Below are 25,864 nucleotides of genomic sequence, written 5' to 3' on the forward strand. Positions count from 1 at the left end.
GCCGCCCGGCCGGCCGGCTGGGAGCGTCGCTTCCCGACGCCCACCCGGAGAGGGCGGGAGACCGATCCCGCCCGTCGCCGCCTGTCTCACCACTCGTCCGTGGCGTCGTCCGCACACCTGGGCACCGTGGAGACCGACCACCCGGAGGGGCCGTGTTCGAGGACCAGTACGTCGAGCTGTTGCCTGCGCGGACCACCATGCAGTCCCTCGGCGACGTCATCGGCAGCGGGGGAGGGGGCGGAGCGGGCGGAGCCGGTGGGGACGCGATCGCCCTCGCCAACTCGGGCACCGTGCTCGTCCTGCAGAACTCCACCGTGGAGAACCTGACCGTCATCACGACCGGTACCGGCGCCGCCACGACCGACGCGTCCGGTGGCGACGGTGGGGCCGGCGGCGCCGGTGGGGACGTCGCCTCCGTCGCGCCCGTGGTGGGGGACGTGAGCCTCCTGGCAGGCGGCTCGGACGGCGGGCACGAGCCCGGCGGGTGGCCCGGTCCGTGGGACCTGGGTGGGGACCGGCACTGGGGCCCGGCGAGCTGGGAGCAGTGCCGGTGGTGACGCCCGGGACGTGACCCGCGTCGGCCCGCGGCACGGCAGCTCGGTGCGCAGCGTTCTCCGGGCGGGCGGCGCCGGGCGCCGCCCGCCCGGAGAGCTCAGGCGGCCGCCGCCGGGTGTGCCGGGTGGGGGACGTCGGGCCGCGGGAAGGCCGGGCGGAGGAACACCGGCGGCTTGAACGGCCGCCACGCGCCCTCGGGTTGGGCGAGCCGGTCGGCGATCGCCCAGATCGCCGCGGGGTGGTGCCCCAGCCCCAGGTGGCTGGCCATGACCGCGATGTTCTCGCACCGCTCGCCGGGGGTGTCCAGGCAGGTCTGCCAGTGCACGATGCCGTCGAGGTGCGAGTAGATCGACGTCGAGGGCACCGGCAGCGGGACGCCGTCGGGCTCCAGCGGCAGGGCCCGGTGCTCGACGTGCAGGTGCGTGTAGCGGTCGAAGACCCGCGACGCGCGGCTCTGGCTGTGCCGGGCGAGCCGGAAGGGGCTGCCCAGGGTGATCACCTCGCGTACCGAGTCGGGGGTGCGGCGGGCGAGGTCGCGGGCGAAGATGCCCCCGAGGCTCCAGCCGACCAGGGACACCGTGCGGCCGTAGCGGTCGCTGAGGTCGTCGATCCGGTCCCGCATCCCCTGCACGCAGGCGGCCGTGGGGCCGATGTTGCGGCCCAGCTGCCAGCCGTGCACGCGGTAGTCGAGGCGGCGCAGGACCGCGCGCAGCACCCGGGTCGAGGTGTCGTCGGCCAGCAACCCGGGCAACACGAGCACCGGGTGCCCGTCACCGTGCGGGAGCCGCGGCATCAGGGGACGCGCGGCCAGGTAGAGCCCGAAGTCGGCCATCGCCCGACCCGGTTCGCTGAGGTAGAGCGGGAGCGCTGGTCCATCGCCCTGCTGTCGTGACACGTCGTCCTCCTCGCCGCCGACCGCCGGTGGTCGGCCCGTTGCCGGTACCCACCCGGGAAGTCCCGCCACACCCGGGCACCCCCGGTGGACACATCGGCAGTGTGCTCGTGATGTGTGACACACCGGGCGCCGCCGTGCGCGGGGCCTGACGGGTCCAGGCCGAGGAGGCGTGCGACCGTACGGGCATGGACGACGCGACCGGCCCCGGGATCAGCGCGACCGTGGACCTCGACGGTCCGGTGCACCACGTCGACTTCGGCGGGCGACCCGACGGCCCCACCGTCGTCCTGGTGCACGGCCTGGGCGGCTCGCACCTGAACTGGGACCTCTTCGCCCCGCTGCTGACCCCGCACGCGCGGGTGCACGCCCTCGACCTGCCCGGCTTCGGCCTCTCCGAGCCCGGTCACCGGCTGGCCACCGTCCGCAACAACGTGGTGGTGCTCGACCGGTTCGTGCGGGAGGTGGCCGGCGCCCCGGTCGTGTTGGTCGGCAACTCGATGGGCGGGATGATCTCGATCCTCGAGGCGGCGCGCGCACCGGCCCGGGTGAGCGGGCTGGTGCTGGTCGACCCCGCCCTGCCGGGTCCGCGGGGGCGCCCCGACGGCCGGGTCGCCGCGGGCTTCGCGCTCTACGCCCTGCCCGGGGTGGCGGAGCGGTACATGGCCGCCCGACGCCGCCGGCGCGGCGCGCGGGCCAGCGTGCTGGAGGTGCTGCGGCTGTGCGGCGTCGACCCGGCGGCGGTGCCGCCGCACCTGATCGACCGCTCCGTCGCGCTCGTCGACCAGCGGCAGGACGTCGCCGGGATGGACCGCGCGTTCCTCACCGCGGCCCGCTCGCTGCTCCTGCTGTTGGCCGACCCGCGGCTGCTGCGGCGGGCGATGGCCAGCATCTCCGTGCCGGTCCTGCTGGTCCACGGCGACCAGGACCGCCTGGTGCCGGTGTCCGTCGCCCGGGACGTCGCCCACCGGCACCCGGACTGGCAGTACGTCGAGCTGGCCGGCGTCGGGCACGTGCCCCAGCTGCAGTCCCCGGAGCTGCTGGCGGAGCACGTGCTCGACTGGCTCCCGGCGACGACGCGGCGCGGACGCTCGCGGACCCCGTCGTCCTGACCGGTCGGTGGGCACTGCCGGTGCCCACCGACCGGCGAGGTCGTCAGCGGGCGCGCAGCTCGGTCGTGAGCACCTCGCCGCTGGCCCCTCCGGCAGGTCGTCGAGGAGGACGACCTCGCGCGGGTGGACGTTGGACCCGCCGCGGATCACGCGGCTGCTCCTCCGCTGCGACCCGTACGACACGGTGGGGTGGGCAGTACCGCGGTGCGGCGTTGCCACACCTGAGCGCTCAGGAGGCGAACGTGGCCCGCAGCGCCTCCAGCCCGCTGTAGCGCGGCCGCCAGCCGAGCAGCTCCTTCGCCCGCGAGGTGTCCATGATCGCCGGCCGGCTGACCGCCTCCACCCACTCGGCGACCGGGGGCAGGAACGGCAGCCGGGCCACGGCCCGGGCGGCCAGCTGCGTCGGCGCCGCGGGCACCGCGACGGGGATCCCGCCGAACTCCCGGACGACGTCGGCGACGGTCAGCACGCCGTCCCCGGCGATGTTGTAGGGCCCGGGCGGGCCGGCGGCCACCACGCAGCGCTGCAGCGCCGTGCCGACGTCGTCCTCGTGGATGAACTGCACCGGCAGCTCGGGGGCCAGCAGCGGCACGGGCACCGGCAGCCGCCGCGGCCGGGAGAACAGCGCCCGACCCAGCGGGGCGAGCGGCCCGGGCAACACGTCCTTGGCGCCGACGGCGTGCGGGCCGAGCACCACCGGCGGGCGCAGCAGGTACAGCGCCAGGTCGGGGGCGGCGGCCGACTCGGCGTCCAGCAGCTGCTCGAGCTCGGCCTTCTCCTGCGCGTAGAACAGCCGGGCGGCCGGGCGGGTGGGCCAGTCCTCGGAGATGCGCTCGGGGTTGTCCGGGTGGAAGCCGTAGGCGGCCACCGACGAGGCGTAGACGAAGCGGCGGGCACCGACGGCCGCGGCGGCGCGGAAGACGTTGAGCGTGCCGTCGACGTTGATCGCGCGGGTGGTCTCCCGCGACGCGTTGCCGGTGATCATGAACGCCAGGTGGACGACGACGTCCGCGCCCGCGAAGACCTGGCGCAGGGCCTCCGGGTCGCGGACGTCGCCGCGGCGGTACTCCATCTTCGTCCAGCCCCGCTCGGCCGGGTCGAACGGGCGCCGGGCGATGCCGACGACCCGCTTGACCCGGTCGTCGGCCTGCATCAGGGGCACCAGGCCGGCGCCGAAGGTGCCGGTGGGGCCGGTGACGGCGACGGTCAGGTCGGTCTCGGGAGCGGTCACGCCGACCGGCTACCCGGGGAGCCGGCCGGCCAACCGGCTCACCGGACGGCCGCGGCCGGCTGCCGGCGGCCGGCCTCCACCAGCTCGTTGACCCCGCGGCAGATGCCCTCGGCGAGCACGTCGACGTCGGGGAAGGCGTCGAAGTCGGCGTTGATCCCGAAGGTCATGGTGCCCTGGTAGGAGAAGATCCCGATCGAGACGCGGGTCCCGCCGGCGATGGGCACGTAGGGGTGGGCCGAGCACATCCGCCGGCCCAGGACGTAGAGCGGCACCCGCGGCCCGGGCACGTTCGTGGTCACCGCCTGCGACCACACCTGCCCGGTGGCCATCGCGGCGCGCACCCCGAGAGCGAGCAGGGTGGGTGCCACGAAGTCGCCCATCGCGATGATCGAGCGGGCGTCGACCGCCTGCATCACCGCCTTGTACTCGTCCATCTGCCGGCGCACCGCCGCCAGCCGCTCCACCGGGTCGGGCTCGGCGACCGGCAGGTCGACGAAGACGGCCGAGACGCGGTTGTCCAGCGTGTTGCGCTCGGTCTCCTGCCGCACGGAGACCGGGACCATCGTGCGGACCACCAGCCCCTCGCGCAGCGACCCGCGCCGCTCCAGCAGGTCGCGGAAGCCGCGGGTGATCGCGGCGAGGACGACGTCGTTGACCGTGCCGCCCAGGGCGGCCCGCGCCTCCTTGAGCGCGGCGAGCTCGGCGTCGGTCCAGGCCCAGCGGCGGTGCGGGCCGATCGGGCCGGACAGCGTCCGAGCGGTCGGGGTGGTGACCTGCCGGGCGAACGAGGGCAGCCCCGACACCAGCGAGCGGCTGGCCTTCACGGCGCCCTCCGCCGCCTGGACCGCACCCCGCACGCCGCGCAGCTGGATCAGCTGGCGCAGCGGGTGGGCGACCGTGTCCTGGACGGCGTCGGCCACCAGCTCGATGCCCGACGGGTTGCGCTGCGGCGTCCAGTCCCGCGGCTCGCTCTGGGGAGCGTCCGGCGTCAGGTCGAAGATCATCTGCATGAGGTCGGTGCCGGCGATGCCGTCGACCATGCAGTGGTGCACCTTGGAGATGATCGCCCAGCGGTCGTTCTCCAGGCCCTCGACCAGCCACACCTCCCACAGCGGCTTGGCCAGGTCCAGCCGCTGGCCGAGCACCCGGCCGGCCAGGTTGCGCAGCTGTTCGGGGCCGCCCGGGCTCGGGACGGCGGTGTGCCGCACGTGGTAGAGGATCTGGAAGTGCGGGTCGTCGACCCACACCGGCCGGCCCAGGTTCAGCGGCACGGGGCGCACCTGCTGCCGGTAGCGGGGCACCCGCGGCAGCTTGCTGAGGATCAGCCGGACGAGGTCGCCGTAGGACGGGGCGGGTCCCTCGAACACCGCCACCGACCCCACGTGCAGCGGGGTGTTCTCACTCTCCCCGTAGTAGAAACCGGCGTCGGTCGGGCTCAAGCGGTCCACGGTCAGCTCCTCGTGCCGGCCCGCCTGGTGGCGACGGGCTCCTGCTCAGGGTGTCTCGGGGTATCGGAACGCGTCCGCCCCCTGAGGTCCTCACTACCTGACCACGTGGCGGGGGCCACGTCCACCGGTCGGGTCAGCCGGCCCGCCGCTCCTGCCGCGCGAAGGCCTCGGCCCGGTCGAGCAGCCGCAGGAAGGCCGCGTCGACCACGGCCGTGCGCGTGAGGTTGACGCTGTGCCCGGCGCCCTCGACCACGACCAGCTCGGCGGCGTCGCCGATCTCCGCGGCCAGCCGCCGGCCGTGCGCCACCGGGGTGAGCCGGTCGTGCGTGGCGGCGACGACGGTGACCGGCACCCGCCCGAGCACCGGCAGGGCCGCGTCCTCGTCGTGCTCGAGGAAGGTCGCGTAGAAGGCCATCGTGACCGGCAGCGGCGTCTCCTCGAGCAGGTCCTGCACCACCTGGACGTCGGCCGGGTCGGCGTCGTCCCGGCCGAAGAGGTAGCGCCGGGTGAACCTGCGCCCGGCGGCCGTGCCGCGGCGGCGGAAGCGCTCCAGCAGCGGAGCGAACGTCTGCAGCAGCCACAGGTACAGCGGCAGCAGCCCGAGCGCGCGCAGCACCCGGATCCAGAACCCCACCAGCCCGGTGCGCGCCAGCCCGCCGGCGGAGGTGGCCAGCAGGAAGACGCCGACGACCCGGCTGCCGAACAGCTCCGGACGCTGGCGGGCCAGCGCCATGACGCTCATGCCGCCCATCGAGTGGCCGGCCAGGACGACCGGCTCGTGGGGGACGACCGCGTCGAGCACCTCGCCGAGGTCGCGGCCGGTGCGGTCGATGGTGGCCCGGGTCAGCGGCGTCCAGCCCGACCGGCCGTGGCCGCGCTGGTCCCACAGCACCAGGCGGGCGCGGGAGCGCAGCGCCGCCCGCTGCAGGTCCCACTCCCGCAGCCGGGCGGTGAACCCGTGGCTGAGGACGACGGTGACCGGGGAGCGCGGGTCGCCGTCCTCCTCCACGTGCAGGTCCACGCCGTCGTCGGTGCGGACGGTGCGCGAGCCCGGTGGTGGGGGGCCCTGCGGCGCGGGTCTCATCCCGCCATCTCAGGTCGGCGGTCGGGCTCCCGCAACCTCAGTGCCCGGCGACCGCGGTGGCGGACCGGCGTCCGGGGGCGGCGTCGCGGACCAGCCGGCGGGCGGCGTCCACCTCGCGGGCCACGGGGGCCAGGACGCCGTCGGCGTGGATCTCGGCGTCGTCCGGGAGTCGGTGCGCCCGGATGTCGGCCTCCAGCTCGCGGACGGCGCGGCGCAGGACGGCGACCTGCGCGGGGTCCGGCGCGGGCTGCCCGTGGCGGACGGCGATGACGGCCTCGGTGACCGCGTCCGACGTCCGCTCCAGCTGCACGATCACCGGCCAGAACGCGGCCGCGCGGGTGCTGACCGGCGGCGGCTCGGCCAGCAGGCGCTGCAGCTGGGTCTGCAGCTCGGTGAGCGCGCGGTAGCTGCGGCGCCGGGCCCGCCGCCGCTCGGAGGGACTGCCGGTGAACGCCGCCTCGACGAAGGCGTCGAGGGCCAGGGTGGCGTCGCGCAGCGCCTCGTCGAGCGGCGCCCGCCACGTCTGCGGCCACAGCAGGTAGCCGAAGACGAGCACGATCGCGCAGCCGATGAGGGTGTCGAGCAGGCGGGCGCCGACCAGCCCCGAGCCGCCCGGGACGGCGAGGTCGAGCAGCAGGATGATCACCGGCGTCAGGAAGACCGACAACAGGCCGAAGTTGGCGCCGCGCGCCCAGGGCAGCAGCCCCGCCGCGGCGGCCATCGCGACCAGCACCCACGGGCTGCGCGGCAGCACCGACAGCAGCAGCGAGCCGAGCAGGACGCCGAGGACCGTGCCGACGCCGCGCTGCACCGCCCGGGTGAACACCGAGCCGAAGTCGGGCTTGAGCACGATCGCGACGGTGAGCAGCACCCAGTACGGGCGCTCGATCGGCAGGTTCTGGCGGGCGATCTCGGCGATGGTCATGCACAGCGCCAGGCGGACGGCGAAGGCCCGGCTGTCGGGGCTGGCGACGGTGCGGTCGGCCAGCTCCCGCAGTCGCAGCCGCCAGTCCGGGCGCGGCAGGGGGACCGCCGCGCCGGCGCGCTCCTGGGGGTCGCCGACGACGTTCCACGCCAGCCGCACCCCGTGGCGCACCGCGCGCCGGGTGGGCTCGCCGTCCTCCAGGGGCGGAGGGCGCTCGTCGGGCAGCTGCCGGGCGCCGGTGACCGCGTCGGCGAGGGCGTGGACGGCGGTGGTGTCCTGCGGGTCGGCGAGCACCCCGGCGCGCGCGGTGGCGACGGCCCCCTCGACCAGCGGAGCGGCCGCGTTGAGGATGCCGGCCAGCTCGGAGAGCTCCCGGCTGCGCCCGGCGATGCGGCTGCGGGAGCGGATCACCCGGTCGTAGGCGTCGTTGAGGGCGGTGGTCAGCCTGCGGCGCGCCTCCTCGGCCTCCGGCGTCCCCACCGCGGCGAGCAGCTCGCCGATGCGCGTGAAGACGGCGGCGACCGCCGTCCGGTCGGGGTCGCCCTGTTCGGTCGCGAACTGGACGAGCGTGGTGAGGGTCGCCCAGGCCGCCCCGGCGACGAAGCACGCCACCTCGACCGCCTCGGGCAGGGGGGTGACCAGCCCGGAGGCCAGGGCGGTGTAGACCAGCAGCTGCAGGGCGCCGAGGGACAGCGCCGCGTTGACCGCGCTGACCAGCGCCGCCAGCGCGGCCACGACCGCGACGACGACGACCGGCAGCCACCCCTCGCCGGAGGCGAACTGGCCGATGACCAGGCCGATGCCGCCGAAGACGGTGGTCGCGGCGGTGCGCCGCAGCCGGTCGCGCAACGGACCGCCCTGCGGGGCGAGGCTGCCGGCGAGGGCGCCGGTGGTGGCGAACACGCCGGCGCCCAGCGCCGCGCCCTGGGAGATGCCGCCCGCGACCGCGACCGCCACCGCCAGCGGAGCGGGGACGGTCACGGCGAAGCGGACGACGTCGCGCCACGGCACCGGGGGAGGGGTGGTGCGGACCAGCTCCTCGAGCCACGCCGGCGCGTGCACCCCCCTGTCGGCCACGGCTCCCGAGCTTCTCACCCCGCGTCCCGGCCCATCCCGCGGACTCCTGCGCGGCGATCGGGGCGTGTCCGACGTCGTCGTCACCCGTTCCGCCCCGCCCGCTGGACCGGTCCGGTGCTCCGCCTCGCACGGGGTCTCGCCCCTCCTGCCGAGGCCCCCTGCTGAGTGGATCATGGGGTTGTTGCCGGCCGGCGCGGCGAGTTCGCGCGTGTCTGCCGCAACAACCCCGTGATCGACTCAGGCGCGGGTCTCTGGGCGCGCCCCAGCGAGGGCCTGGACCCGGGGCAGGACTGGGCGTTCAGCGAGCGGGACCGGTGGGGGCTGCTCAACCGCTGGGCCGGCCGGCTGTGCGCCGGCGAGGGTGCGGGCCCGCCCGGGCGGCCTGGACAGGTGGACACTGGCCTGGCTCGCCGAGGCCGAGTTCGACGCCGACGCCGTCGGAGCGGTTCTGGTCGCCGCCATCCTCGCCGGTGCCGACGCCCCGCCGTGGGACCAGCTGCTCGCCGGCACCCCGACGGCTGCCGCGGCCCGGGCGCTGGGTCCGCAGTGGGCGCGCAGCATCCGGCGCACCCTGACCGACCTCGCCCGCGCCGTCGCCTACCCGCACGCGCCCGGAGCCGACCGGCTGCTCGACCTGCTGCCACCGGCGTGACGAGCGGCTGACCTACAGTCCGGCGGGTGATCGTGACCCTCAGGGACGTCGTCGCCGCCCTCGACGCGCGCTACGACCCGGCGCTCGCCGAGGACTGGGACGCCGTCGGCCTGGTCTGCGGCGACCCCGACGAGCCGGTGGGCCGCGTCCTGTTCGCCGTCGACCCGGTGAGCGCCGTCGTCGACGAGGTGGTCCAGACCGGCGCCCAGCTGCTCGTCACCCACCACCCTCTGTTCCTCACCGCCGTTCACGGCGTGCCCGCCGACGACCCCAAGGGGCGGCTGGTGCACCAGCTGGTCCGGGCCGGCGCCGGCCTGTTCGTCGCCCACACCAACGCCGACCGGGCACCCGAGCACGGCGTCAACGACGCCCTCGCCGCAGCCCTCGGCCTGATCGGGACGACGCCGCTGCAGCCGGCCGCGACCGACCCCCGCGCGGGGCTCGGCCGCGTCGGCCGGCTGCCGCGGCCGGTGACGCTCGAGCGGTTCGCCGAGCTCGTCGCCGCCGCGCTCCCGGCGACCGTCGGCGGGGTCCGCGCCGCCGGCGACCCCGGCCGCCGCATCGAGACCGTCGCGGTCTGCGGCGGCAGCGGCGGCTCCCTCCTGCCGGCCGCGGCCGCTGCCGGCGCCGACGTCCTGCTCACCAGCGACCTGCGCCACCACCCGGTGTCCGAGGCGCTCGAGAGCAGCGGTCCGGCGCTGTGCGACGTGGCACACTTCGCCTCCGAGTGGCCCTGGCTGCCGGTCGCCGCGGACGCACTGCACCGCGACCTGTCCGGCCGGGTCGAGGTGGCCGTCTCCCGGCGGCGCACCGACCCGTGGACCCGGCACGCCGGGGCCGACGGGGACCCGGCCGACGCGGCCGGCTGACGCCCGGGGCGCGCTCCGGGGGAGACGAGGGGGTCGGCGATGTCCACGGCAGCTCCGGAATCCGAGGACGGCGTCCCGACGCGCAGCGACCGCAGCCCGTGGAACTGGCTGCTGCTCGTCCCGATCGTGGTGGCGCTGCTCGCGCCCCTCTACAACGGGGTCGAGCCCATGCTCTTCGGCTGGCCACGCTTCTACTGGCTGCAGCTGGCCTTCATCGCGCTCGGCGTCGTGACCACCGCACTGGTCTACCGGATGACCCGGCGCCGCCCCCAGCAGCGGGGGACGGCGGTCCGGGGCCGGGAGGACTGAGTCGTGGACGGGATCAACGTCGTCGAACTGGTCATCGTCGTCGCGCTCTTCCTGCTCGTGACCATCATGGGCTTCGCCGCAGCCCGCTGGCGGCGGGCGCAGAGCCTCCTGCACCTCGACGAGTGGGGGCTGGGCGGCCGCAGCTTCGGCTCCTGGATCACCTGGTTCCTCCTCGGCGGTGACCTCTACACCGCCTACACGTTCGTGGCCGTGCCGGCGTTGATGTTCGGCGCCGGGGCGGCAGGCTTCTTCGCCATCCCCTACAGCGTGGTCACCTACCCGCTGGTGTTCCTGGTGGTGATCCGGCTGTGGTCGGTCAGCCACGTGCGCGGCTTCGTGACGCCGGCGGACTTCGTGCGGTCCCGGTTCGACTCGCCGACGATGGCCCTGCTGGTGGCCATCACCGGGATCGTCGCGACGATGCCCTACATCGCCCTGCAGCTCGTGGGCATCTCCACGGTGCTCAAGTCGATGGGCTTCAGCGGCACCGGCCTGGTCGGCGAGCTGCCGCTGCTCCTCGCCTTCCTGGTGCTCGCCCTCTACACCTACAACTCCGGGCTGCGGGCGCCGGCGCTGATCGCGTTCGTCAAGGACGTCCTCATCTACCTGACGATCATCGTCGCGGCCATCGTGATCCCGGCCAAGCTCGGCGGGTGGGACGCGATCTTCGGTGCGGCCGAGCAGAAGTTCTCCGCGAACGGCGGCCCGGGCGTGCTGCTGCCCGCCACCGGGCAGCTGGGCTACGCCACCCTCGCCCTCGGCTCGGCGCTGGCGCTGTTCCTCTACCCGCACTCGATCACCGGCGTGCTGGCGGCCAGCAACCGCGACGTGCTCAAGCGGAACATGAGTGCGCTGCCGCTCTACAGCCTGGCGCTCGGCTTCATCGCCTTGCTCGGGTTCATGGCCATCGCCGCCGGCACCACGCCGGTGGGCACCGACGGCAACACGATCGTGCCGGAGCTGTTCCAGCAGGTGTTCCCCAGCTGGTTCACCGGGATCGCCTTCGCCGCCATCGCCATCGGCGCGCTGGTGCCCGCGGCGATCATGTCGATCGCCGCGGCCAACCTGTTCACCCGCAACGTCTACAAGGAGTACCTGAGGAAGGACGCCACCCCGCAGCAGGAGACGCGGGTCGCCAAGATCACCTCGCTGGTGGTCAAGCTCGGCGCGGTGGCGGCGATCCTCTTCCTCGACCCGCAGTTCTCCATCGACCTGCAGCTGATCGGCGGCGTGATCATCCTGCAGACGCTGCCGGCGGTGGCGCTGGGCCTCTACACCCGCTGGCTGCACCGCGGCGCGCTCGTCGCCGGCTGGGTCGCCGGCATGGTGGCCGGGCTGTGGGCGGTCTACGAGATCCCCAAGCTCAACCCGGACGGCACCGTCGCGCGGGCGCACTTCGGCGGCTCGTCGTTCGCCCTGTCGAAGCTGGGCCTCGACACGAAGGCGACCGTCTACGCCGGCCTGCTCGCGCTGCTGCTCAACCTGGTGGTCACGGTCGTGCTCACCGCGGTGCTGCGGGCCGCGCGGGTCGACGGCGGCGTCGACGGGACGGCGGAGAGCGACTACACCGCCGAGCGGGGCGACCCCAGCGTCCGCGACCTGCCCGACCCGCTGGAGTCCGCACCCCCGGGAGCGCCGGAGCAGCGGTCGGCGCGCAGGTAGGTTGGGCCGGTGAAGGCCGACCACGCGGACCAGCAGGAACTGCTGGTCCTCGCCGCCGAGGACGTCGCGCTGGCGCAGCTGGCGCACCGGCGGCGCACGCTGCCGCAGAACGCCGCCGTCGAGGCCGCGGCCGAGGCGGAGCGGGAGCTGTCCGCCGCGGTGGTGCGCACCGAGACCGACGTGCGCGACCTCCAGCGCGAGGTCAAGCGGCTCGAGGGCGACGTCGACACCGTGCGGCAGCGGGCGGCCCGCGACCAGCGGCTGCTGGACTCCGGCAGCGTCTCGGCCAAGCAGATGACCGACCTGCAGCACGAGCTGCAGTCGCTGGCGCGGCGGCAGTCGGACCTCGAGGACTCCGAGCTCGAGCTCATGGAGCAGCTCGAGACGGCGGAGGCCGCGCTGCGCGAGGCCCAGCAGGGTCAGGCCGCGACGCAGGCCGAGCTGGCGCGCGCCGAGCAGCTGCGCGACGCCGCCCTGGCCGACATCGCCGACGGGACGGCGCGGCACGAGGCCGCCCGCGCCGAGGCCGCCGCCACCCTCCCGGCCGACCTGCTGGCGCTCTACGAGCGGATCCGCACCCAGACCGGCAGCACCGGCGCGGCGGCGCTCAAGGCCCGCCAGTGCCAGGGCTGCCGCATCGAGCTGTTCGGCCGGGAGCTGGCCGCCGTGCGCAGCGCCGACCCCCACGAGGTCGTGCGCTGCGACAACTGCGGGCGGATCCTCGTGCGCACCGCCGAGTCGGGCCTGTGACGCGTCGGCTCGTCGTCGAGGCCGACGGCGGCTCGCGGGGCAACCCGGGCCCGGCCGGCTACGGCGCCCTCGTGCGCGACGCCGCGACCGGCCGGGTGCTCGCCGAGCGGGCGGCGTCGGTCGGGCGGGCCACCAACAACGTCGCCGAGTACGGCGGCCTGATCGCCGGCTTGCAGGCCGCGCTCGATCTCGACCCGACCGCCGAGGTCGAGGTGCGGATGGACTCCAAGCTCGTCGTCGAGCAGATGTCGGGCCGCTGGAAGGTCAAGCACCCCGACATGCAGGAGCTCGCGCTGCGGGCCCAGCGGATCGCCCGCCAGCTCGGCGGGGTCCGCTACACCTGGGTGCCGCGGGCGCAGAACAGCGCCGCCGACGCGCTGGCCAACAGCGCCATGGACGGCCGCCCGGTGCACCGCGACGCCGCCGCCGAGCCCGCGACCACCGAGGACGACGTCCAGCCGGCCGCCGAGTCTCTGTCGTCCCCACCCACCAGTCCCCACAAGCCCGTCTCCACCACCGTCACGCACCTGCTGCGGCACGGGCGCACCGAGCACACCCCCGAGCGCCGGTACAGCGGCCGCAACGACCTGGCGCTGTCGGCCACCGGCCGGGCGGAGGCCGCGGCGGCGGCCAAGCGGGCCGAGGAGCTGGGCATCGAGGTGGTCCTCGCCTCGCCGCTGCGCCGCGCCCGGGAGACCGCCGAGGTGGTCGCCGCCGTGCTCGGCCTGCCGGTGCAGGTCGACGACGACCTGGTCGAGCTGGACTTCGGCGAGCTCGAGGGGCTGACCGCCGAGGAGGCGCGGCAGCGCCACCCGCTGGCCACCCGCCGGTTCGCCGCCGGCGTCACCGTGGCCGCGCCCGGCGGCGAGTCGATCGCCGACGTCAGCCGGCGCGTGGCCCGCGCCCGGGAACGCATCCTGCGCGAGCACGCCGGTCGCACGGTGCTCGTCGTCAGCCACGTCACGCCGATCAAGCTGCTGCTCGCCGCGGGCCTCGCCGTCCCCGACGACGTCGTCCACCGGGTGTTCCTCGAGGCCGCGTCCTTCTGCACGGTGGCCTGGTCGTCCGACGGGCGCTCCGCCGTCCGGCTGGTCAACGACACCGCCCACCTGCGCTAGTTCTCAACCGATGAGTTGAGGACGGCGCTCCGGTCGTACTGGTGGCGCCCGCACCGGGGCGCCCCGACGGCAGGAGGCGACGATGAGCAGAGCAGTGATCTTCGCGGCGGTGTCGATGGACGGCTGTGTCGGCCGGGAGGACGACATGCCCGGTCCGCTGTTCGACTGGTACGGCAACGGCGACGTCGAGGTGACGTTCAGCGACGAGGCCCGGGTCTTCCGCGTGACGCAGGCGACCGCGGACTTCCTGCGCGCAGAGGCGCCCGGCATGGCGGCGATGGTCTGCGGCCGCCGGTTGTTCGACCTCACCAACGGCTGGGAGGGCGTGCCGCCCAACGGCGAGCACGTCTTCGTCGTCACGCACCGTCCCGCGGACGACTGGCCGTACGCGGGCACCGCGCCGTTCACGTTCATGCCCGACGTGCGGAGCGCGATCGAGCAGGCAAAGGCGTTCGCCGGCGACCGGGACGTCTCGGTGGCGCCGGGGGATGTCGCCGGCCAGGCGCTGCAGGCCGGGCTCATCGACCGGGTCGTGCTCAACCTGGTGCCGGTCGTCCTCGGCTCGGGCCGGCCGTTCTTCGGCGCGGGTGGCACCGTCGAGCTGGCGTTCGAGGACCCGCAGGTCGTCGAGGGGAAGCGGGTCACCCACCTGGTGTACGACCTGCGCCGCTGAGGACGGGAAGGGGGAGCGGCGGGGCGGCGTTGCACGGGGTGCCCCACGCCGCACCGTCGGCACCGAGGGGGACCATGGGGCGCCGCCCGAGCCCGAGGAGGACCCCGTGACCGCCACCATCGCGCCCGCGACGCCCGCCGTCGTCGGCGACGAGCGCACCCTCTCACCCGCCGAGTACCAGAGCTGGGCCGCCGAGGTGCGCCGGCTGGCCGAGGAACGCGGGGCGGTGGTCCTGGCGCACAACTACCAGGTGCCCGAGATCCAGGACGTCGCCGACTTCACCGGCGACTCGCTGTACCTCTCGCGGGTGGCGGCGCAGACCGACGCCCGCGAGATCGTCTTCTGCGGCGTGCACTTCATGGCCGAGACGGCGAAGATCCTCTCGCCGGACAAGACCGTGCTGCTGCCCGACCACGCCGCCGGCTGCTCGCTGGCCGACTCGATCACCGCCGAGCAGCTGCGCGAGTGGAAGGCCCAGCACCCCGGCGCCGTCGTCGTCAGCTACGTCAACACCACCGCCGCGGTCAAGGCCGAGACCGACGTCTGCTGCACGTCGTCCAACGCCGCCGACGTGGTCCGGTCCATCCCGGCCGACCGGGAGATCCTGTTCTGCCCCGACCAGTTCCTCGGCGCGCACGTCAAGCGGGTCACGGGTAGGGAGAACATCTCCATCTGGGCGGGGGAGTGCCACGTGCACGCCGGGATCAGCCCGGCCGACGTCCGCGCGCAGGTCGCCGCGCACCCGGACGCCGAGATCCTGGTGCACCCCGAGTGCGGCTGCACCACGTCGGTGCTCGACCTGGTCAGCCACGGTGACCTGCCGGCCGACCGCACCCGGGTGCTGTCCACCGGCGGCATGGTCGAGGAGGCGGCGCGCACCCGGTCCAGTCAGGTGCTGGTCGCCACCGAGGTCGGCATCCTGCACCAGCTGCGCGCTCTCAACGCCGGGACGCAGTTCATCCCGATGAACGCCCGCGCCGCCTGCCGCTACATGAAGATGATCACCCCGGCCAAGCTGTTGCACACGCTGCGCACCGGCGAGGGCGCCGTCGACGTCGACCCGGAGACCGCCGCCCGGGCCCGCCGGGCCGTCGAGGCGATGATCGCCATCGGCGAGCCCGGCCGCGGCGGGGAATGACGCCGGGCGGCTCCGTCCCGGGCCCGGCCCCCTGCCGGGTCCCACCGCGAGGGGTGGGGGACGGCGTCCTCCTTCAGCGCAGGACGTCGTCGGCGATGTCGGCGACGATCGCCTTGAAGGTCGTCGTGTCCACCTCGTCGTCGACCGTGACCCGGACGATGTCGGACACCTGCTGCTCCGTGGTCGCCGGGACGGCCGCGGCGCGCGCGGCGGCGATCAGGTGCAACTGCTGCACCCGGGCGGTGTCGCTGGCGGCTCGGACCGGGGGGAGTCGGTTCTCGCGCATGGGCCGACGGTAGGCAGACGGCGGAGGTCCCGTCGGAGGCGCGGAGGCGTGTTCGTGGTAGGTGGACCCCTCCGTCACACCCGACCCAGGACGTGACAGGGGTCGGCTCAGACCTGCAGGGCCGCCCACAGCGCGGTCGTCGCCGCCACCAGGGTGACCGGCACGGTCGTGGCGCCCACGGCGCTGAACCCCAGTGCTCCCGGTGCGCGGACGCCGATCACCCGCCGCCACAGCAGGTTGGCCAGCGACCCCACGTAGGTCAGGTTCGGGCCGATGTTGACCCCGACCAGCACGGCCAGCACCGGCCCGGATCCGCCCGCGGCGGCGACGGGCAGCAGCGCGAGCGTGGCCGGCAGGTTGTTGAGCAGGTTGGCGACGACGGCCGCGACGGCGGCCGCCCCGAGCAGCGCCGGCAACCCGGAACCGTCGGGCAGCACCCCGTGCAGCCACCGCTGCAGCCCGCCGCGCAGCACCGCTTCCACGACGACGGCCAACCCGAGGACGAACAGGGCGAACGGCAGGTCGGCCGCGCGCACCAGCCGGCCGACCCCCGTGCGGCGGCCGATCACCTGGTGGACCGCCAGCACCAGCACCCCGCCGACCGCCGGCCACACCGGGGACACGTCGAGGAGGGAGGTCACCGCGAAGCCGGCCACCGTGGCTCCCACGACGGCCAGGGCGAGCAGCGGGACGGGCGGCGTGCTGGTCACCGGCTCGCCGACCGGTGTCGCCAGGTCGCGCCGGAAGAGCGTGCGCAGCACGAGGTACTCGACGGCCACCGCGGCCACCTGGGGGCCGAGCATCAACCCGGTGAAGTGCAGGAACGACAGGCCGGTGGCGCCGAAGGCGAGCAGGTTGGTCAGGTTGGACACCGGCAGCAGCAGCGAGGCCGAGTTGGCCAGGTGTCCGGCCGCGTAGGCGTGCGGCCGGGCCGGGACGCGCATCCGCGCGGCGGTGGCGAGGACGACCGGGGTGAGCAGCACGACGGTCGCGTCGAGGCTCAGCACCGCCGTCACCAGGGCGGACAGGACGACGACCCAGGCGAGCAGGGCGTGCGCGGAGCGGCCCGACAGCCGGGCGGTCACCGCGGCGGCCCAGCCGAACAGCCCCTCGGCGTCGGCGAGGTGGGCCAGCAGCAGGATGACGACGAGGAAGGCCACCGTCGGCGCGATCCGGCGCACCGCGGCCTCGGCGTCCGGCAGCCCGATGGCGCCTCCCAGCGTCAGCAGGACCGCGCCCGGCACCGCGACCGCCGCGGCCGGCACCCGCTCGGAGTGCACGGCGGCGGCCACCAGGGTGGCGACCAGGACGACTCCTGCGGCTCCCAGCGCGAGGGGGTGCACCTCAGGCGGCCCGCAGGAACAGGTAGAGCGACACCGCCACCCCGAAGACCACGATGAGCACCCGCAGCGGGGTCGCCGGGATGCGGGTGGCGACACGGGCGCCGAGGAACCCGCCGAGCAGGCTGGCCGGCGCCGCGACCGCGACCACCAGCCAGTCGACCGGGCCGAACAGGCCGAAGACGACGACGGTGACGGTGGCGGTCACCGCGGACAGCGCCGACTTCAGCGCGTTGGCCAGCTTGAGCCGGTGCAGCCCGACCCCCAGCACGCCGACCAGGATCACGCCCAGCGCGCCGCCGAAGTAGCCGCCGTAGACGGTGGCGAGGAACAGCGCCACGTACAGCCAGGGCGGGTCGCGCCGCGGGCCGCCGTCCTCGGCCTGCCGCAACCGCCGGGTGAGCAGCGGCTGCACCGCCAGCAGCAGGCTGGCCAGCAGCACCAGCACCGGGACGACGACGTCGAACGCCTCGCTCGGCGTGGTCAGCAGCAGGACGCTACCGGCGGTACCGCCGAACAGCGCGACGACGGCGAAGCGCAGCAGCCGGGCCCGCTGCCCGACGTACTCGCTGCGGAAGCCGAGCACGCCGCCGAGGTAGCCCGGCCACTGGGCGACCGAGTTGGTGACGTTGGCGGCCACGGTGCCCAGACCGAGCCCGACCAGGGTGGGGAAGAGGATCAGCGACCCGCCGCCGGCGATCGAGTTGACGGCGCCGGCCACGAGGGCGACACCGGCCGCGACGACCAGGTCGAGGGCGGACACGAGCGGCCAGCCTACGGCGGGCGCCCCGGTGCGCCGGCGCCGCTCAGCCGAGGGAGGCGGAGAAGGTGACCGAGTCGGCGGTGACGGTCGTGCACTCCAGGGTGAGCGGACCGGCCGAGACGCTCTCCCCCTGGCTGCAGGAGATCTCCTGGTCGCCCACCCGGAACGTCGCCCGGCCGTTCTCCGAGCTCTGCAACCCGACGGTGGTGCCGAGGACCTCGACCGTGCTGTCCTGGCCGGTGAGGGTCACCGAGCAGCGCGTGCCCGAGCAGTCCACGCCGCTATCGGTCGGGGCGCTGCTCTGCGGGGTGGTGGCGGTCGTCGTGCCGGCCGCCGTCGTGGTCTCGGTGCCGCTCGAGCCGGTGTCGCCGGAGCCGGTGCACCCGGTCAGCGGGAACACCAGCAGACCGCCGGCGAGCAGGGCGGGGGCGAGGCGGGCACGCGTCGTCGTCCGTGGCATCTGCCCAAGCCTAGAGCGGCTCCGGCTCAGCGGCTCGCCGGTCGGTCGACGGACGGCCGCCCGCGGCCGGCGAGCGCGTCCTCGACCGCGGCGGTCAGCGCGCGCACGTCCTCGGTGGAGCGGCCGGTGGGCGGCTCGGCCAGGGTCTGCTCGGTCAGCAGCCGGCACTGGTGGCGGACGGCGTCGCGCTGCACCGGACTGCGGGTCCGCCAGCCCACCTCGGCCAGCAGCGTGTACAGCCGGGTGACAACCGCGGCGTCGCCGCGGCCGTACCCGCGGACCTGGGTGACGCCGAGGTCGAGCAGCTCGGGGAACGCCCACGAACGCACGGTCACCCGCTCCCGGCCGACCTCGTCGTCCAGCCGCCGGTGCCACGTGTCGCGTTCGGTGAGGCTGCCCAGCAGGGCCGAGACGTGGGAGAGCGCGTGCACCGCGGTCGTCGGGTCGTTGATGCCGGGGGAGAGGGCCCGGGCGGCGATGTCGACCAGCTTGCGCAGCCCGTAGCCGGGGTCGGCGACGTCGGCCCGCTCGTGGCCGACGAGGACGGCGTCGGCGAGGGCGTGCTCGAGCCCGCCGCCGGGGGAGCTGCTGCCGGCGTCGTCGGGCCAGACCCAGGCCAGCGGGGTGCCTTCGACGACCGCGTCGCCGGGCCGCCGGTCGACGCGCAGCGCGACGCCGGCGTCGGCGGCCGCCCGCAGCAGGTCCCCCTCCTGCACCCGGACGAGGAAGCCGCTGTGGCGGGCACACAGCGGGCGTGCCCGGTCGGGCAGCAGCGGCAGCGGGCCGTCGGGTTGGTCGTCGTCCTCCTGCCAGCGCCGCAGGCGGGCGAGGGTGGTGGTGGCCTCGGCGTGGACGTCGCGCATCATCGTCTCCACCCGCAGCTGCCGCGTCTGGTGGGACAGGAAGGCCAGCAGCGCGGCCACGGAGCCCAGGGTGAACAGGAAGGCCACGGTCACCGACAGCCGGGGCACGAAGGCGCCGGCGCCGGACTCGTCGGCCGACCGGACGCCACGCAGCACCATGAGCGCGAACACGAACGTGCCCAGCAGCACCCCCAGGCAGACCTGCACGACCCGGTCGCGGACGAAGGTCTGCAGCAGCCGCGGCGAGTACTGGCTGCTGGCCAGCTGCAGGGTCACGATGGTCAGGGAGAACAGCAGCGTGGTGACCGAGATCAGCGAGCCGGCGATGGTCTCGAGGATGCTGCGCGCCGCCGAGGGGCCGCCGCCGAAGACGTAGGCCAACGGCTCCTCCCCGCTGCCCTGCAGCGCCTCGTCGACGGCCGGCAGGCCGATGCCCAGGCCGATGGCGAGCAGGATCGCCGCGGCCGGCAGCGGCCACAGCGCACCGGTGACGGCCTGCCGCGCCCGGGCCCAGGCCACGTCGTGCGGTCCGCGTCGCCGGCCCATGGTCGCCTCCCCGCTGCGCCGCCGTCCGGGTGACGGTCGTGCGGCCAGTCTGCCCAGGGTGGCGCCGGGCCGCGGCCGGGCGGGTCCGGCCGGTGGGGTGCCCGCTGTCGGTGGCGGCCGGCCTACGGTGGACCGGTGGAGCTCCCGGTCCGGGCGAGGGCGTTGGCGGCGGCGCTGGGCGGGTCGGGGGTGCTGCACCTGGTGCGGCCGCGGACGTTCGAGTGGCTGGTGCCACCCGAGCTCGGCGACGCGCGCGCCTGGGTGGTGGGCACCGGGGTCGCCGAGATCGCGGCGGCCGGGTTGATGGTCGTACCGGCGACCCGCCGCGCCGGGGGACGGCTCGCGACGGCGCTGCTGGTCGGCTTCGTCCCGGCGCACCTGCACACGTTCCGGGTGGTGCCGCGGCGGCCGGTGCCGGTCGCGCTGGCCGCCGTCCGGCTGCCGCTGCAGGCGCCGCTGATCGCCACCGCGCTGCGGGTGGCCCGCGGCCGGTGACCCCGGTGCCCGAGCGCCTGGCACCGGAACCGGAGGAGCACACTGCCGCCATGCCCCCGGCTCCCATGCCCGACGACTGGCAGCGCGCGCTGGTCGTGGCCGCGCACCCCGACGACATCGAGTACGGCGCGGCCGCCGCCGTCGCTGTCTGGACCGCGGCCGGCAAGGAGGTCCACTACCTGCTGGCCACCCGCGGGGAGGCCGGGATCGCCGGGCTCTCGCCGGAGGAGGCCGGGCCGCTGCGCGAGGAGGAGGAGCGCCGCTCGGCCGCCGTCGTCGGGGTCGAGGAGGTGGAGTTCCTCGGCCACCGGGACGGCGTCCTGGAGGCCGGGCTGCCGCTGCGCCGCGACCTGGCCGCGGCGATCCGCCGGCACCGGCCGGAGCTGGTGCTCACCATGTGGGGCGGTGACACCTGGACCGCGCCGGGGGTCACGCCCGGGTACCTCAACTCCGCCGACCACCGGGCGCTGACCCGCAGCGTGCTCGACGCGGTGGCCGACGCCGGCAACGAGTGGATCTTCCCGGACCTCCCCGAGCCGCGGTGGTCGGGCGTGCAGTACGTCGCGGTGCACTCGGTCGACCCCGAGCCGCCGCACGTGCTGGACGTGAGCGCCGCGGTGGAGAAGGCCGTCGCCTCGCTGATCGAGCACCGCCGGTACCTCGAGGCCCTGTCCGACGAGCCGGTCGAGGAGCAGGCACGTCGACAGATCGACATGGCGACCCTGACCGAGGACGGCGGGCGGCGGGTCGGCTTTCGCCTCTACTGGGGCTGACCGCGCTCGACGGGTCGGAGGAGGAGTGCGTCTCCTAGACTGGGCGCACGACGGACGAGTCGGCCGGGCGGTCGCGTCGGCGGGGGAGACCCCGCCGCCGAGGAACGTCCGGGCTCCACAGGGCAGGGTGGTCGCTAACGGCGACCCGGGGTGACCCGCGGGACAGTGCCACAGAGAACAGACCGCCAGCGCTCGCGCTGGCAAGGGTGAAACGGCGGTGTAAGAGACCACCGCACACCGGGTGACCGGTGTGGCTCGGTAAACCCCACCCGGAGCAAGGTCGAGAGGGACGGCGGGTCGCACCGCCGTCCTGCGCAGGCGTTCGAGGGCTGCCCGCCCGAGCCTGCGGGTGGACCGCTCGAGCCTGCCGGCAACGGCAGGCCCAGATGGATGACCGCCCATCGGGACGCCGCGAGGCGCCCGTGGACAGAACCCGGCGTACAGGCCGACTCGTCCGTCGCCCGCCGTCCACTCCCTCTACGCGGCTCCGATCGCTGCCGCGACCGTGTTGCCCCGGACCCGGAGGGCGAGCAACCTGTGCCGAGCAGCGATGCCGTAGGGGCCCCGTCGACCCCGAGAGCCCGGAAGAGGAGTGGCTGGCATGCACGCCCGCTCGACCACGATCCACGGCGACCCGCAGTCGGTCGACGAGGCGATCGCCTACGTCCGTGACGAGGCCATGCCGGTGCTCCGGCAGATGGACGGCTGTGCCGGCCTGTCGATGCTCGCCAACCGCGACTCCGGCCACTGCATCGTCACGACCTCCTGGCGCGACGAGGAGGCCATGCACGCGAGCCAGCAGGGTGTCCGCTCCTCCCAGGACCGGACGGTCGAGGTCCTCGGCGGCCAGCCGGAGGTCGACGAGTGGGAGATCGCGGCGATGCACCGGGTGCACGAGACCCACCACGGGGCCTGCTCCCGCGTCACCTGGCTGCGCACCGACCCGGACGGGGTGAACCGCGCCGTGGACGCCGTCCGCCTGTCCCTGATGCCCAAGCTCGACGACCTGCCCGGGTTCTGCAGCGTCAGCGTGATGGTGCGCCGCCGCGACGGGATGACCGTGTCGGCCGTCTCCTACGACAGCTGGGCGGACCTGGAGCAGGCGAGCGGAGGAGCGCGGGAGTTCCGGGGCGAGTTCGCCCCGGCCATGGGCATCGAGGTCCTCGACACGGCCGAGTTCGACCTCGTCCTCGCCCACCTGGGCGTTCCCGAGACGATCTGACCGCACCGGCCGGACGACGCGGCTCGGTCCGCGCCGTCCGGGTCACCGGTGCCGCCGCTCGGAGCCGCAGGAGGCTCTCCGCAGGTCAGGGTGTGGCAGCCAGGGCCGCGGTGACCACCACTGCGGTGTAGTGCATCGGGAAGCTGCCGCCCATCGCGTCCACGGCGGCTCCCATGCCGGCCAGCACCGCCTCCTGCACGGCCGGCGGGAGCTGGTTGTGCCCGCCCTGCGTGGGCACCAGGTCCAGCCACTCGTCCCGGGTGTAGGACCTCTCCCAGTCGAACCGCCACCGCTCTGGCTCGCCGAACGCGCCGGCTCGTCGCATCCCGTCGGCCGCCGTGTCGACCATCACCGAGTACACCTCCAGGGCGGGCAGCCCCGGGCGGTAGACCCGCGCGGCCGGCGCGTCGGGCGCCACCCGCTCGTAGACGGCGGCGAAGGCCTGCGTCGTCTCGCGCGGCGGCTCGCCGACGTTCCAGAACACCGCCAGCCGACCGCCCGGCCGCAGCACCTGCGCCGCCTTCGCCCCGCCCACGGCCGCGTCCACCCAGTGCCAGGTCTGCCCGGCGACGACCGCGTCGAACGTCCGGCCCGCGGGGTCCCAGGCCTCGAGGGTCGCCACCTCCACCTCGACCCCGCCGCGTCGCGCGACGTCGGCCATGCGCGGATCGGGGTCGATCCCGAGCACCCGGCAGCCGGCTGCCCGGAACTGCCGGGCCGCCGTACCGGTGCCGATGCCGACGTCGAGGACGTCGGGCCCGGGGCTGGCGGCGACGATCCGGTCCACCAGGGCATCGGGGTAGGAGGGTCGGGTCCGGTCGTAGCGCTCGGCGTCCGACCCGAACGACTCCGCCACCTGTCGGTGTCGATGGGGCTCGCCCTCGGGGGTGGCGGGCATGCGCCCATCCGTAGTGGCCGCGCGCGCCCTCCGTCAACCGGCCCGGTCCGGCGGGCGGAGGGGTGTGCACGGTGCCGACAGCGGTCGCCGTCCGCACCTCGGCCGGGGGCGGACCGGTCAGCGCCCCGGCCCGCCCTGCCCGCCCATGAGCCGCCGGGCCGCCATGGCGGCGATGCCGGCGAGGGCGGCCTTCACCACGGGGTTGCTACCCGCGCCACCCGCGCCGCTCCCGCCGCCTCCGCCGAGCAGGTCACCGAGGCCGCCCCCTCCGCCGCCCCCGCCCAGCAGGCCGCCGAGGGCACCGCCTCCGCCGGCCCCGCCGAGGAGGCCGCCCAGGCCGCCCGCTCCGCCGCCCCCACCGAGCAGCGCGCCGAGCAGGCCGGGGTTCTGCTGGTGGATGCTGGAGGTCATCCCCGCCAGCGCGTCCGGGTCGGTGGACCGGCCGTCCCACCCGGTGTCGACGCCCTGGGCCTGCGCGTACTCCTGCAGCTGGCCGGCGAACTGGTCGCGCTCCTCGGGCGCCATGTTGCCGAACGCGTCGCGTGCCGAGTCCTGGTAGGTCTGCGGGTCGACCTCCCCGGCGACCTCGGAGTAGCGCTGCCCGGCCTCCTCGTCGGAGATGCCGTCGTAGGGCGCTCCCTGCCGGTACCGGTCGATGAAGTCGCCGTACTCCTGCTGGCGGCCACCGCCGCCGATGAGCTCGTCGAGCAATCCCATGACAGCCTCCCGGCCGGATCTCCACGCAGCGGCGCCGGTGCAGGTGGCGCCGCCATCGGTCGGGTCCCCGCTACCCGGTCGGTCGCCCGCGGACTCCTCCGGATCGGCACAGGCTCTCCGCCCGTGCGCCGCGGCCACCACACCGCGGCACCTGCCCCGCACGAGCGGTGGCCCGGGCCTCGGATCCTGGGGACTCCGTGGCTGCGGCGACGAGACGGGGCAGGTCGAGGCGGGCGCCACCACGCCGGTCCGGACGAGGCGGTCGGGCAGCCGTGCGATCGACTGCCCGACCTGGGCCGGTCTGCGTGAGCTCCCGCAGAGGGCCGTGCGCTGCGGGTGCCCGGGCCAGGACAGCGGTGAACATGGGGGCGCGGACCGCGGGTACCGGCCGACCGTCAGTCGACCACCTCGCGCCGGGAGAGGCGGACCTCCTCGATGTCGAGCCGGGTCTGCACCTGGCGCAGCACGGTGTCGTCGATGCGCCGCTCGTCGCGCAGCCGCAGCACGGTGGCCCGTTTGGTGGCGAGCACGGCAAGGCGCAGCGCGGTGTAGTCCTGCTCGTGGCGCAGCACCGGCTCGTCGTCCGCGCCGCCACCGTCGGCGCGCAGGACCTGCAGGTGCTCCTCGTACTCGGCGCGCAACCGGTCGACGACCTCCCGGTCGGTGCCGAGGTCGGCGGCGAGCCGCGGGAGCGCGGCGAGCGCCTCCTCGGTGGCGAGCGTCTGGGCGAGGTGGCGCTCCTCCTCCACCGAGGTGTCGCGGGGCAGCCGGGCCCAGCGCACGACGCCCGGGAGGAGCAGGGCCTGGGCCAAGGTGACCACGATGACCCCGGCGGTCACGAAGACGATCAGGTCGCGGTCGGGGAACGGGGCGCCCGACGCGACCGTCTCCGGGACGGCGAGGGCCGCGGCGAGCGAGACCGCGCCGCGGAAGCCGGTCGTCGCGCTGACCACCCGGGCCCGGGCGCCGACGCGGCGCAGGCGCTGCTGCGGACGGCGGTCCAGCAGCCGGATCAGGTAGGGAGTGGTGAACAGCCAGGCGAAGCGGGCTCCGGTGACCACCGCGGAGACGACGGCGACCGCGACCAGCCCGCGGGCGAGGTCGACGCTGGTCAGGCCGCGGACGGCCGCCTGCACCTCCAGGCCCACGAGGACGAAGAGCCCGCCGTTGAGCAGGAAGGTGGACAGCGACCAGAACGCCGTCGTCACCTGACGCGTGTCGGCCCGCGCCACACGGGGGCCGGTCTGGCTCATGATCAGCCCGCACACCACGACGGCGAGCACCCCGGAGGCGGAGATCGCCTCGGCCAGCAGGTAGGCGGTGAACGGGATCAGGACGATGGCCACGCTCTCCAGCAGCGGGTCGTCCAGGCGGCGGCGGACCTGCACCGCGAGCCACGCCGTGACCGTCCCGGTCAGTGCCCCGCCCCCGTAGGAGAGCAGGAACAACCAGGAGACGTGCGGCACGCCGAGGTGCTCGGAGCCCACCGTGACGCCGACGGCCAGTCCGTAGACGACCAGGGCGGTGCCGTCGTTGACCAGGCTCTCCGCGCGCAGCATGGTGACGGTGCGGCGCGGCAGCGCCCGGGCGAGCACCCCGACCGCCGTGGCGTCGGTCGGCGCCAGGGCGGCGCCGAGCACCCACGCCGGACCCCACGGCAGCCCGAGGGCGTGCGCCGCCGCCGCCACGGCCGCGGCCGTCGCGACCACCAGTACGGTGCTCAGCAGGACGATCGCCCGCAGGTTGCTGCGGATCTCCCGCAGCGACGTGGTCAGGCTCTCCCAGAACAGCAGCGCCGGCAGGAAGATCAGCAGCACCGCCTCGGATGGCAGGTGCACCTCGCGCAGCGCGGGCACGAACCCGAGCAGCACGCCGCAGGCGAGCAGCAGCACGGGCGGGGCGACCCGGAGGCGGCGGGCGAGCACGCTGCAGGCCAGCACCGCAGCACTCAGGACGACGATCAGTTCGAGACCGAGCACGGTGGACCTCCCAGGCGTCCGACGCCT

At 75.4% G+C, this 25,864-nt stretch carries 26 protein-coding genes and 1 other RNA gene; 14 read left to right on the forward strand and 13 right to left on the reverse strand.

What is annotated here, in order from left to right:
* The first annotated feature begins 152 nt into the window (after positions 1-152).
* On the forward strand, positions 153-557 hold the full coding sequence (locus tag DQ238_RS04050; protein ID WP_113780031.1) for a hypothetical protein: 405 nt from the start codon (positions 153-155) through the stop codon (positions 555-557).
* A 95-nt stretch (positions 558-652) separates the two neighbouring features.
* Here DQ238_RS04050 and DQ238_RS04055 read toward each other — a convergent pair whose 3' ends face one another.
* Complete coding sequence (locus DQ238_RS04055) at positions 653-1,450, reverse strand: triacylglycerol lipase (protein ID WP_199506120.1); 798 nt, start codon at positions 1,448-1,450, stop codon at positions 653-655.
* A gap of 185 nt (positions 1,451-1,635) precedes the next feature.
* Here DQ238_RS04055 and DQ238_RS04060 point away from each other — a divergent pair, with 185 nt between their 5' ends.
* On the forward strand, positions 1,636-2,559 hold the full coding sequence (locus DQ238_RS04060; protein ID WP_113780033.1) for an alpha/beta fold hydrolase: 924 nt from the start codon (positions 1,636-1,638) through the stop codon (positions 2,557-2,559).
* Between the two features lie 229 nt (positions 2,560-2,788).
* Here DQ238_RS04060 and DQ238_RS04065 read toward each other — a convergent pair whose 3' ends face one another.
* The 4 genes from DQ238_RS04065 to DQ238_RS04080 form a co-directional block, all read right to left on the reverse strand.
* Positions 2,789-3,790 carry an NAD-dependent epimerase/dehydratase family protein gene (locus DQ238_RS04065; protein ID WP_113780034.1) on the reverse strand — a complete coding sequence of 334 codons (1,002 nt, stop codon included), beginning with the start codon at positions 3,788-3,790 and terminating at the stop codon, positions 2,789-2,791.
* A gap of 38 nt (positions 3,791-3,828) precedes the next feature.
* Positions 3,829-5,238, reverse strand: a complete 1,410-nt coding sequence (locus DQ238_RS04070) for a wax ester/triacylglycerol synthase family O-acyltransferase (protein WP_113780035.1) — start codon at positions 5,236-5,238, stop codon at positions 3,829-3,831.
* A gap of 133 nt (positions 5,239-5,371) precedes the next feature.
* Positions 5,372-6,322, reverse strand: a complete 951-nt coding sequence (locus tag DQ238_RS04075; protein ID WP_113780036.1) for an alpha/beta fold hydrolase — start codon at positions 6,320-6,322, stop codon at positions 5,372-5,374.
* 37 nt (positions 6,323-6,359) lie between these two features.
* Positions 6,360-8,324: an FUSC family protein gene (locus DQ238_RS04080; RefSeq protein ID WP_233495689.1), complete on the reverse strand. Its 1,965-nt coding sequence runs from the start codon at positions 8,322-8,324 to the stop codon at positions 6,360-6,362.
* A gap of 361 nt (positions 8,325-8,685) precedes the next feature.
* On the opposite strand from DQ238_RS04080, the gene DQ238_RS04085 reads away from it, so the two are divergent.
* The 8 genes from DQ238_RS04085 to nadA all read left to right on the forward strand — a co-directional run bounded on the left by DQ238_RS04085 (position 8,686) and on the right by nadA (position 15,495).
* A complete protein-coding gene (locus DQ238_RS04085) occupies positions 8,686-8,976 on the forward strand; it encodes a hypothetical protein (protein ID WP_113780038.1) in 291 nt (96 codons plus the stop codon).
* A 26-nt stretch (positions 8,977-9,002) separates the two neighbouring features.
* On the forward strand, positions 9,003-9,845 hold the full coding sequence (locus tag DQ238_RS04090; RefSeq protein ID WP_233495690.1) for a Nif3-like dinuclear metal center hexameric protein: 843 nt from the start codon (positions 9,003-9,005) through the stop codon (positions 9,843-9,845).
* 39 nt (positions 9,846-9,884) lie between these two features.
* Complete coding sequence (locus DQ238_RS04095; protein ID WP_113780039.1) at positions 9,885-10,154, forward strand: DUF3311 domain-containing protein; 270 nt, start codon at positions 9,885-9,887, stop codon at positions 10,152-10,154.
* 3 nt (positions 10,155-10,157) lie between these two features.
* A complete protein-coding gene (gene mctP, locus DQ238_RS04100) occupies positions 10,158-11,816 on the forward strand; it encodes a monocarboxylate uptake permease MctP (protein WP_113780040.1) in 1,659 nt (552 codons plus the stop codon).
* Between the two features lie 9 nt (positions 11,817-11,825).
* Positions 11,826-12,566 (forward strand): zinc ribbon domain-containing protein, encoded by a 741-nt coding sequence (locus DQ238_RS04105; RefSeq protein WP_113780041.1) that lies wholly within the window; start codon positions 11,826-11,828, stop codon positions 12,564-12,566.
* Positions 12,563-13,684: a bifunctional RNase H/acid phosphatase gene (locus tag DQ238_RS04110; protein WP_113780042.1), complete on the forward strand. Its 1,122-nt coding sequence runs from the start codon at positions 12,563-12,565 to the stop codon at positions 13,682-13,684. Before DQ238_RS04105 ends, DQ238_RS04110 begins: the two co-directional genes overlap by 4 nt.
* Before the next feature lie 82 nt (positions 13,685-13,766).
* Positions 13,767-14,357, forward strand: coding sequence for a dihydrofolate reductase family protein (locus DQ238_RS04115; RefSeq protein ID WP_113780043.1), 591 nt, complete (start codon positions 13,767-13,769; stop codon positions 14,355-14,357).
* 106 nt (positions 14,358-14,463) lie between these two features.
* Positions 14,464-15,495, forward strand: a complete 1,032-nt coding sequence (nadA, locus tag DQ238_RS04120; RefSeq protein WP_233495691.1) for a quinolinate synthase NadA — start codon at positions 14,464-14,466, stop codon at positions 15,493-15,495.
* A gap of 73 nt (positions 15,496-15,568) precedes the next feature.
* Here the strand turns inward: nadA and DQ238_RS04125 are convergent, their stop codons facing one another.
* The 5 genes from DQ238_RS04125 to DQ238_RS04145 all read right to left on the reverse strand — a co-directional run bounded on the left by DQ238_RS04125 (position 15,569) and on the right by DQ238_RS04145 (position 19,753).
* Positions 15,569-15,781, reverse strand: a complete 213-nt coding sequence (locus DQ238_RS04125) for a hypothetical protein (RefSeq protein WP_113780044.1) — start codon at positions 15,779-15,781, stop codon at positions 15,569-15,571.
* Positions 15,782-15,888: 107 nt separating this feature from the next.
* On the reverse strand, positions 15,889-17,124 hold the full coding sequence (locus tag DQ238_RS04130) for an SLC13 family permease (RefSeq protein ID WP_113780045.1): 1,236 nt from the start codon (positions 17,122-17,124) through the stop codon (positions 15,889-15,891).
* Position 17,125: 1 nt separating this feature from the next.
* Positions 17,126-17,884 carry a sulfite exporter TauE/SafE family protein gene (locus tag DQ238_RS04135; protein WP_113780046.1) on the reverse strand — a complete coding sequence of 253 codons (759 nt, stop codon included), beginning with the start codon at positions 17,882-17,884 and terminating at the stop codon, positions 17,126-17,128.
* 43 nt (positions 17,885-17,927) lie between these two features.
* The gene (locus tag DQ238_RS04140) at positions 17,928-18,344 is read right to left on the reverse strand and encodes a hypothetical protein (protein WP_113780047.1); all 417 of its coding nucleotides are present in this window, start codon (positions 18,342-18,344) and stop codon (positions 17,928-17,930) included.
* 26 nt (positions 18,345-18,370) lie between these two features.
* On the reverse strand, positions 18,371-19,753 hold the full coding sequence (locus DQ238_RS04145; RefSeq protein WP_113780048.1) for a DUF2254 domain-containing protein: 1,383 nt from the start codon (positions 19,751-19,753) through the stop codon (positions 18,371-18,373).
* A gap of 135 nt (positions 19,754-19,888) precedes the next feature.
* Here DQ238_RS04145 and DQ238_RS04150 point away from each other — a divergent pair, with 135 nt between their 5' ends.
* The 4 genes from DQ238_RS04150 (at position 19,889) to DQ238_RS04165 (ending at position 22,243) form a co-directional block, all read left to right on the forward strand.
* Positions 19,889-20,248 (forward strand): hypothetical protein, encoded by a 360-nt coding sequence (locus DQ238_RS04150; protein ID WP_305037555.1) that lies wholly within the window; start codon positions 19,889-19,891, stop codon positions 20,246-20,248.
* Between the two features lie 50 nt (positions 20,249-20,298).
* Complete coding sequence (locus tag DQ238_RS04155; protein ID WP_113780049.1) at positions 20,299-21,021, forward strand: PIG-L deacetylase family protein; 723 nt, start codon at positions 20,299-20,301, stop codon at positions 21,019-21,021.
* 55 nt (positions 21,022-21,076) lie between these two features.
* An RNA gene (rnpB, locus tag DQ238_RS04160) (RNase P RNA component class A) lies at positions 21,077-21,478 on the forward strand.
* Positions 21,479-21,622: 144 nt separating this feature from the next.
* Complete coding sequence (locus DQ238_RS04165; RefSeq protein WP_113780050.1) at positions 21,623-22,243, forward strand: antibiotic biosynthesis monooxygenase; 621 nt, start codon at positions 21,623-21,625, stop codon at positions 22,241-22,243.
* An 85-nt stretch (positions 22,244-22,328) separates the two neighbouring features.
* On the opposite strand, the gene DQ238_RS04170 is transcribed toward DQ238_RS04165, so the two are convergent.
* The 3 genes from DQ238_RS04170 to DQ238_RS04180 form a co-directional block, all read right to left on the reverse strand.
* A complete protein-coding gene (locus DQ238_RS04170) occupies positions 22,329-23,141 on the reverse strand; it encodes a class I SAM-dependent methyltransferase (RefSeq protein WP_113780051.1) in 813 nt (270 codons plus the stop codon).
* Between the two features lie 117 nt (positions 23,142-23,258).
* Entirely contained in the window at positions 23,259-23,858 is a 600-nt protein-coding gene (locus DQ238_RS23020) for a hypothetical protein (RefSeq protein WP_199506122.1), read from the reverse strand.
* 395 nt (positions 23,859-24,253) lie between these two features.
* Positions 24,254-25,837, reverse strand: coding sequence for a Na+/H+ antiporter (locus DQ238_RS04180; protein WP_113780053.1), 1,584 nt, complete (start codon positions 25,835-25,837; stop codon positions 24,254-24,256).
* Positions 25,838-25,864 lie beyond the last annotated feature (27 nt).

It is taken from the genome of Geodermatophilus sp. TF02-6, assembly GCF_003319115.1.
In the GTDB taxonomy this organism is placed as follows: domain Bacteria; phylum Actinomycetota; class Actinomycetes; order Mycobacteriales; family Geodermatophilaceae; genus Geodermatophilus.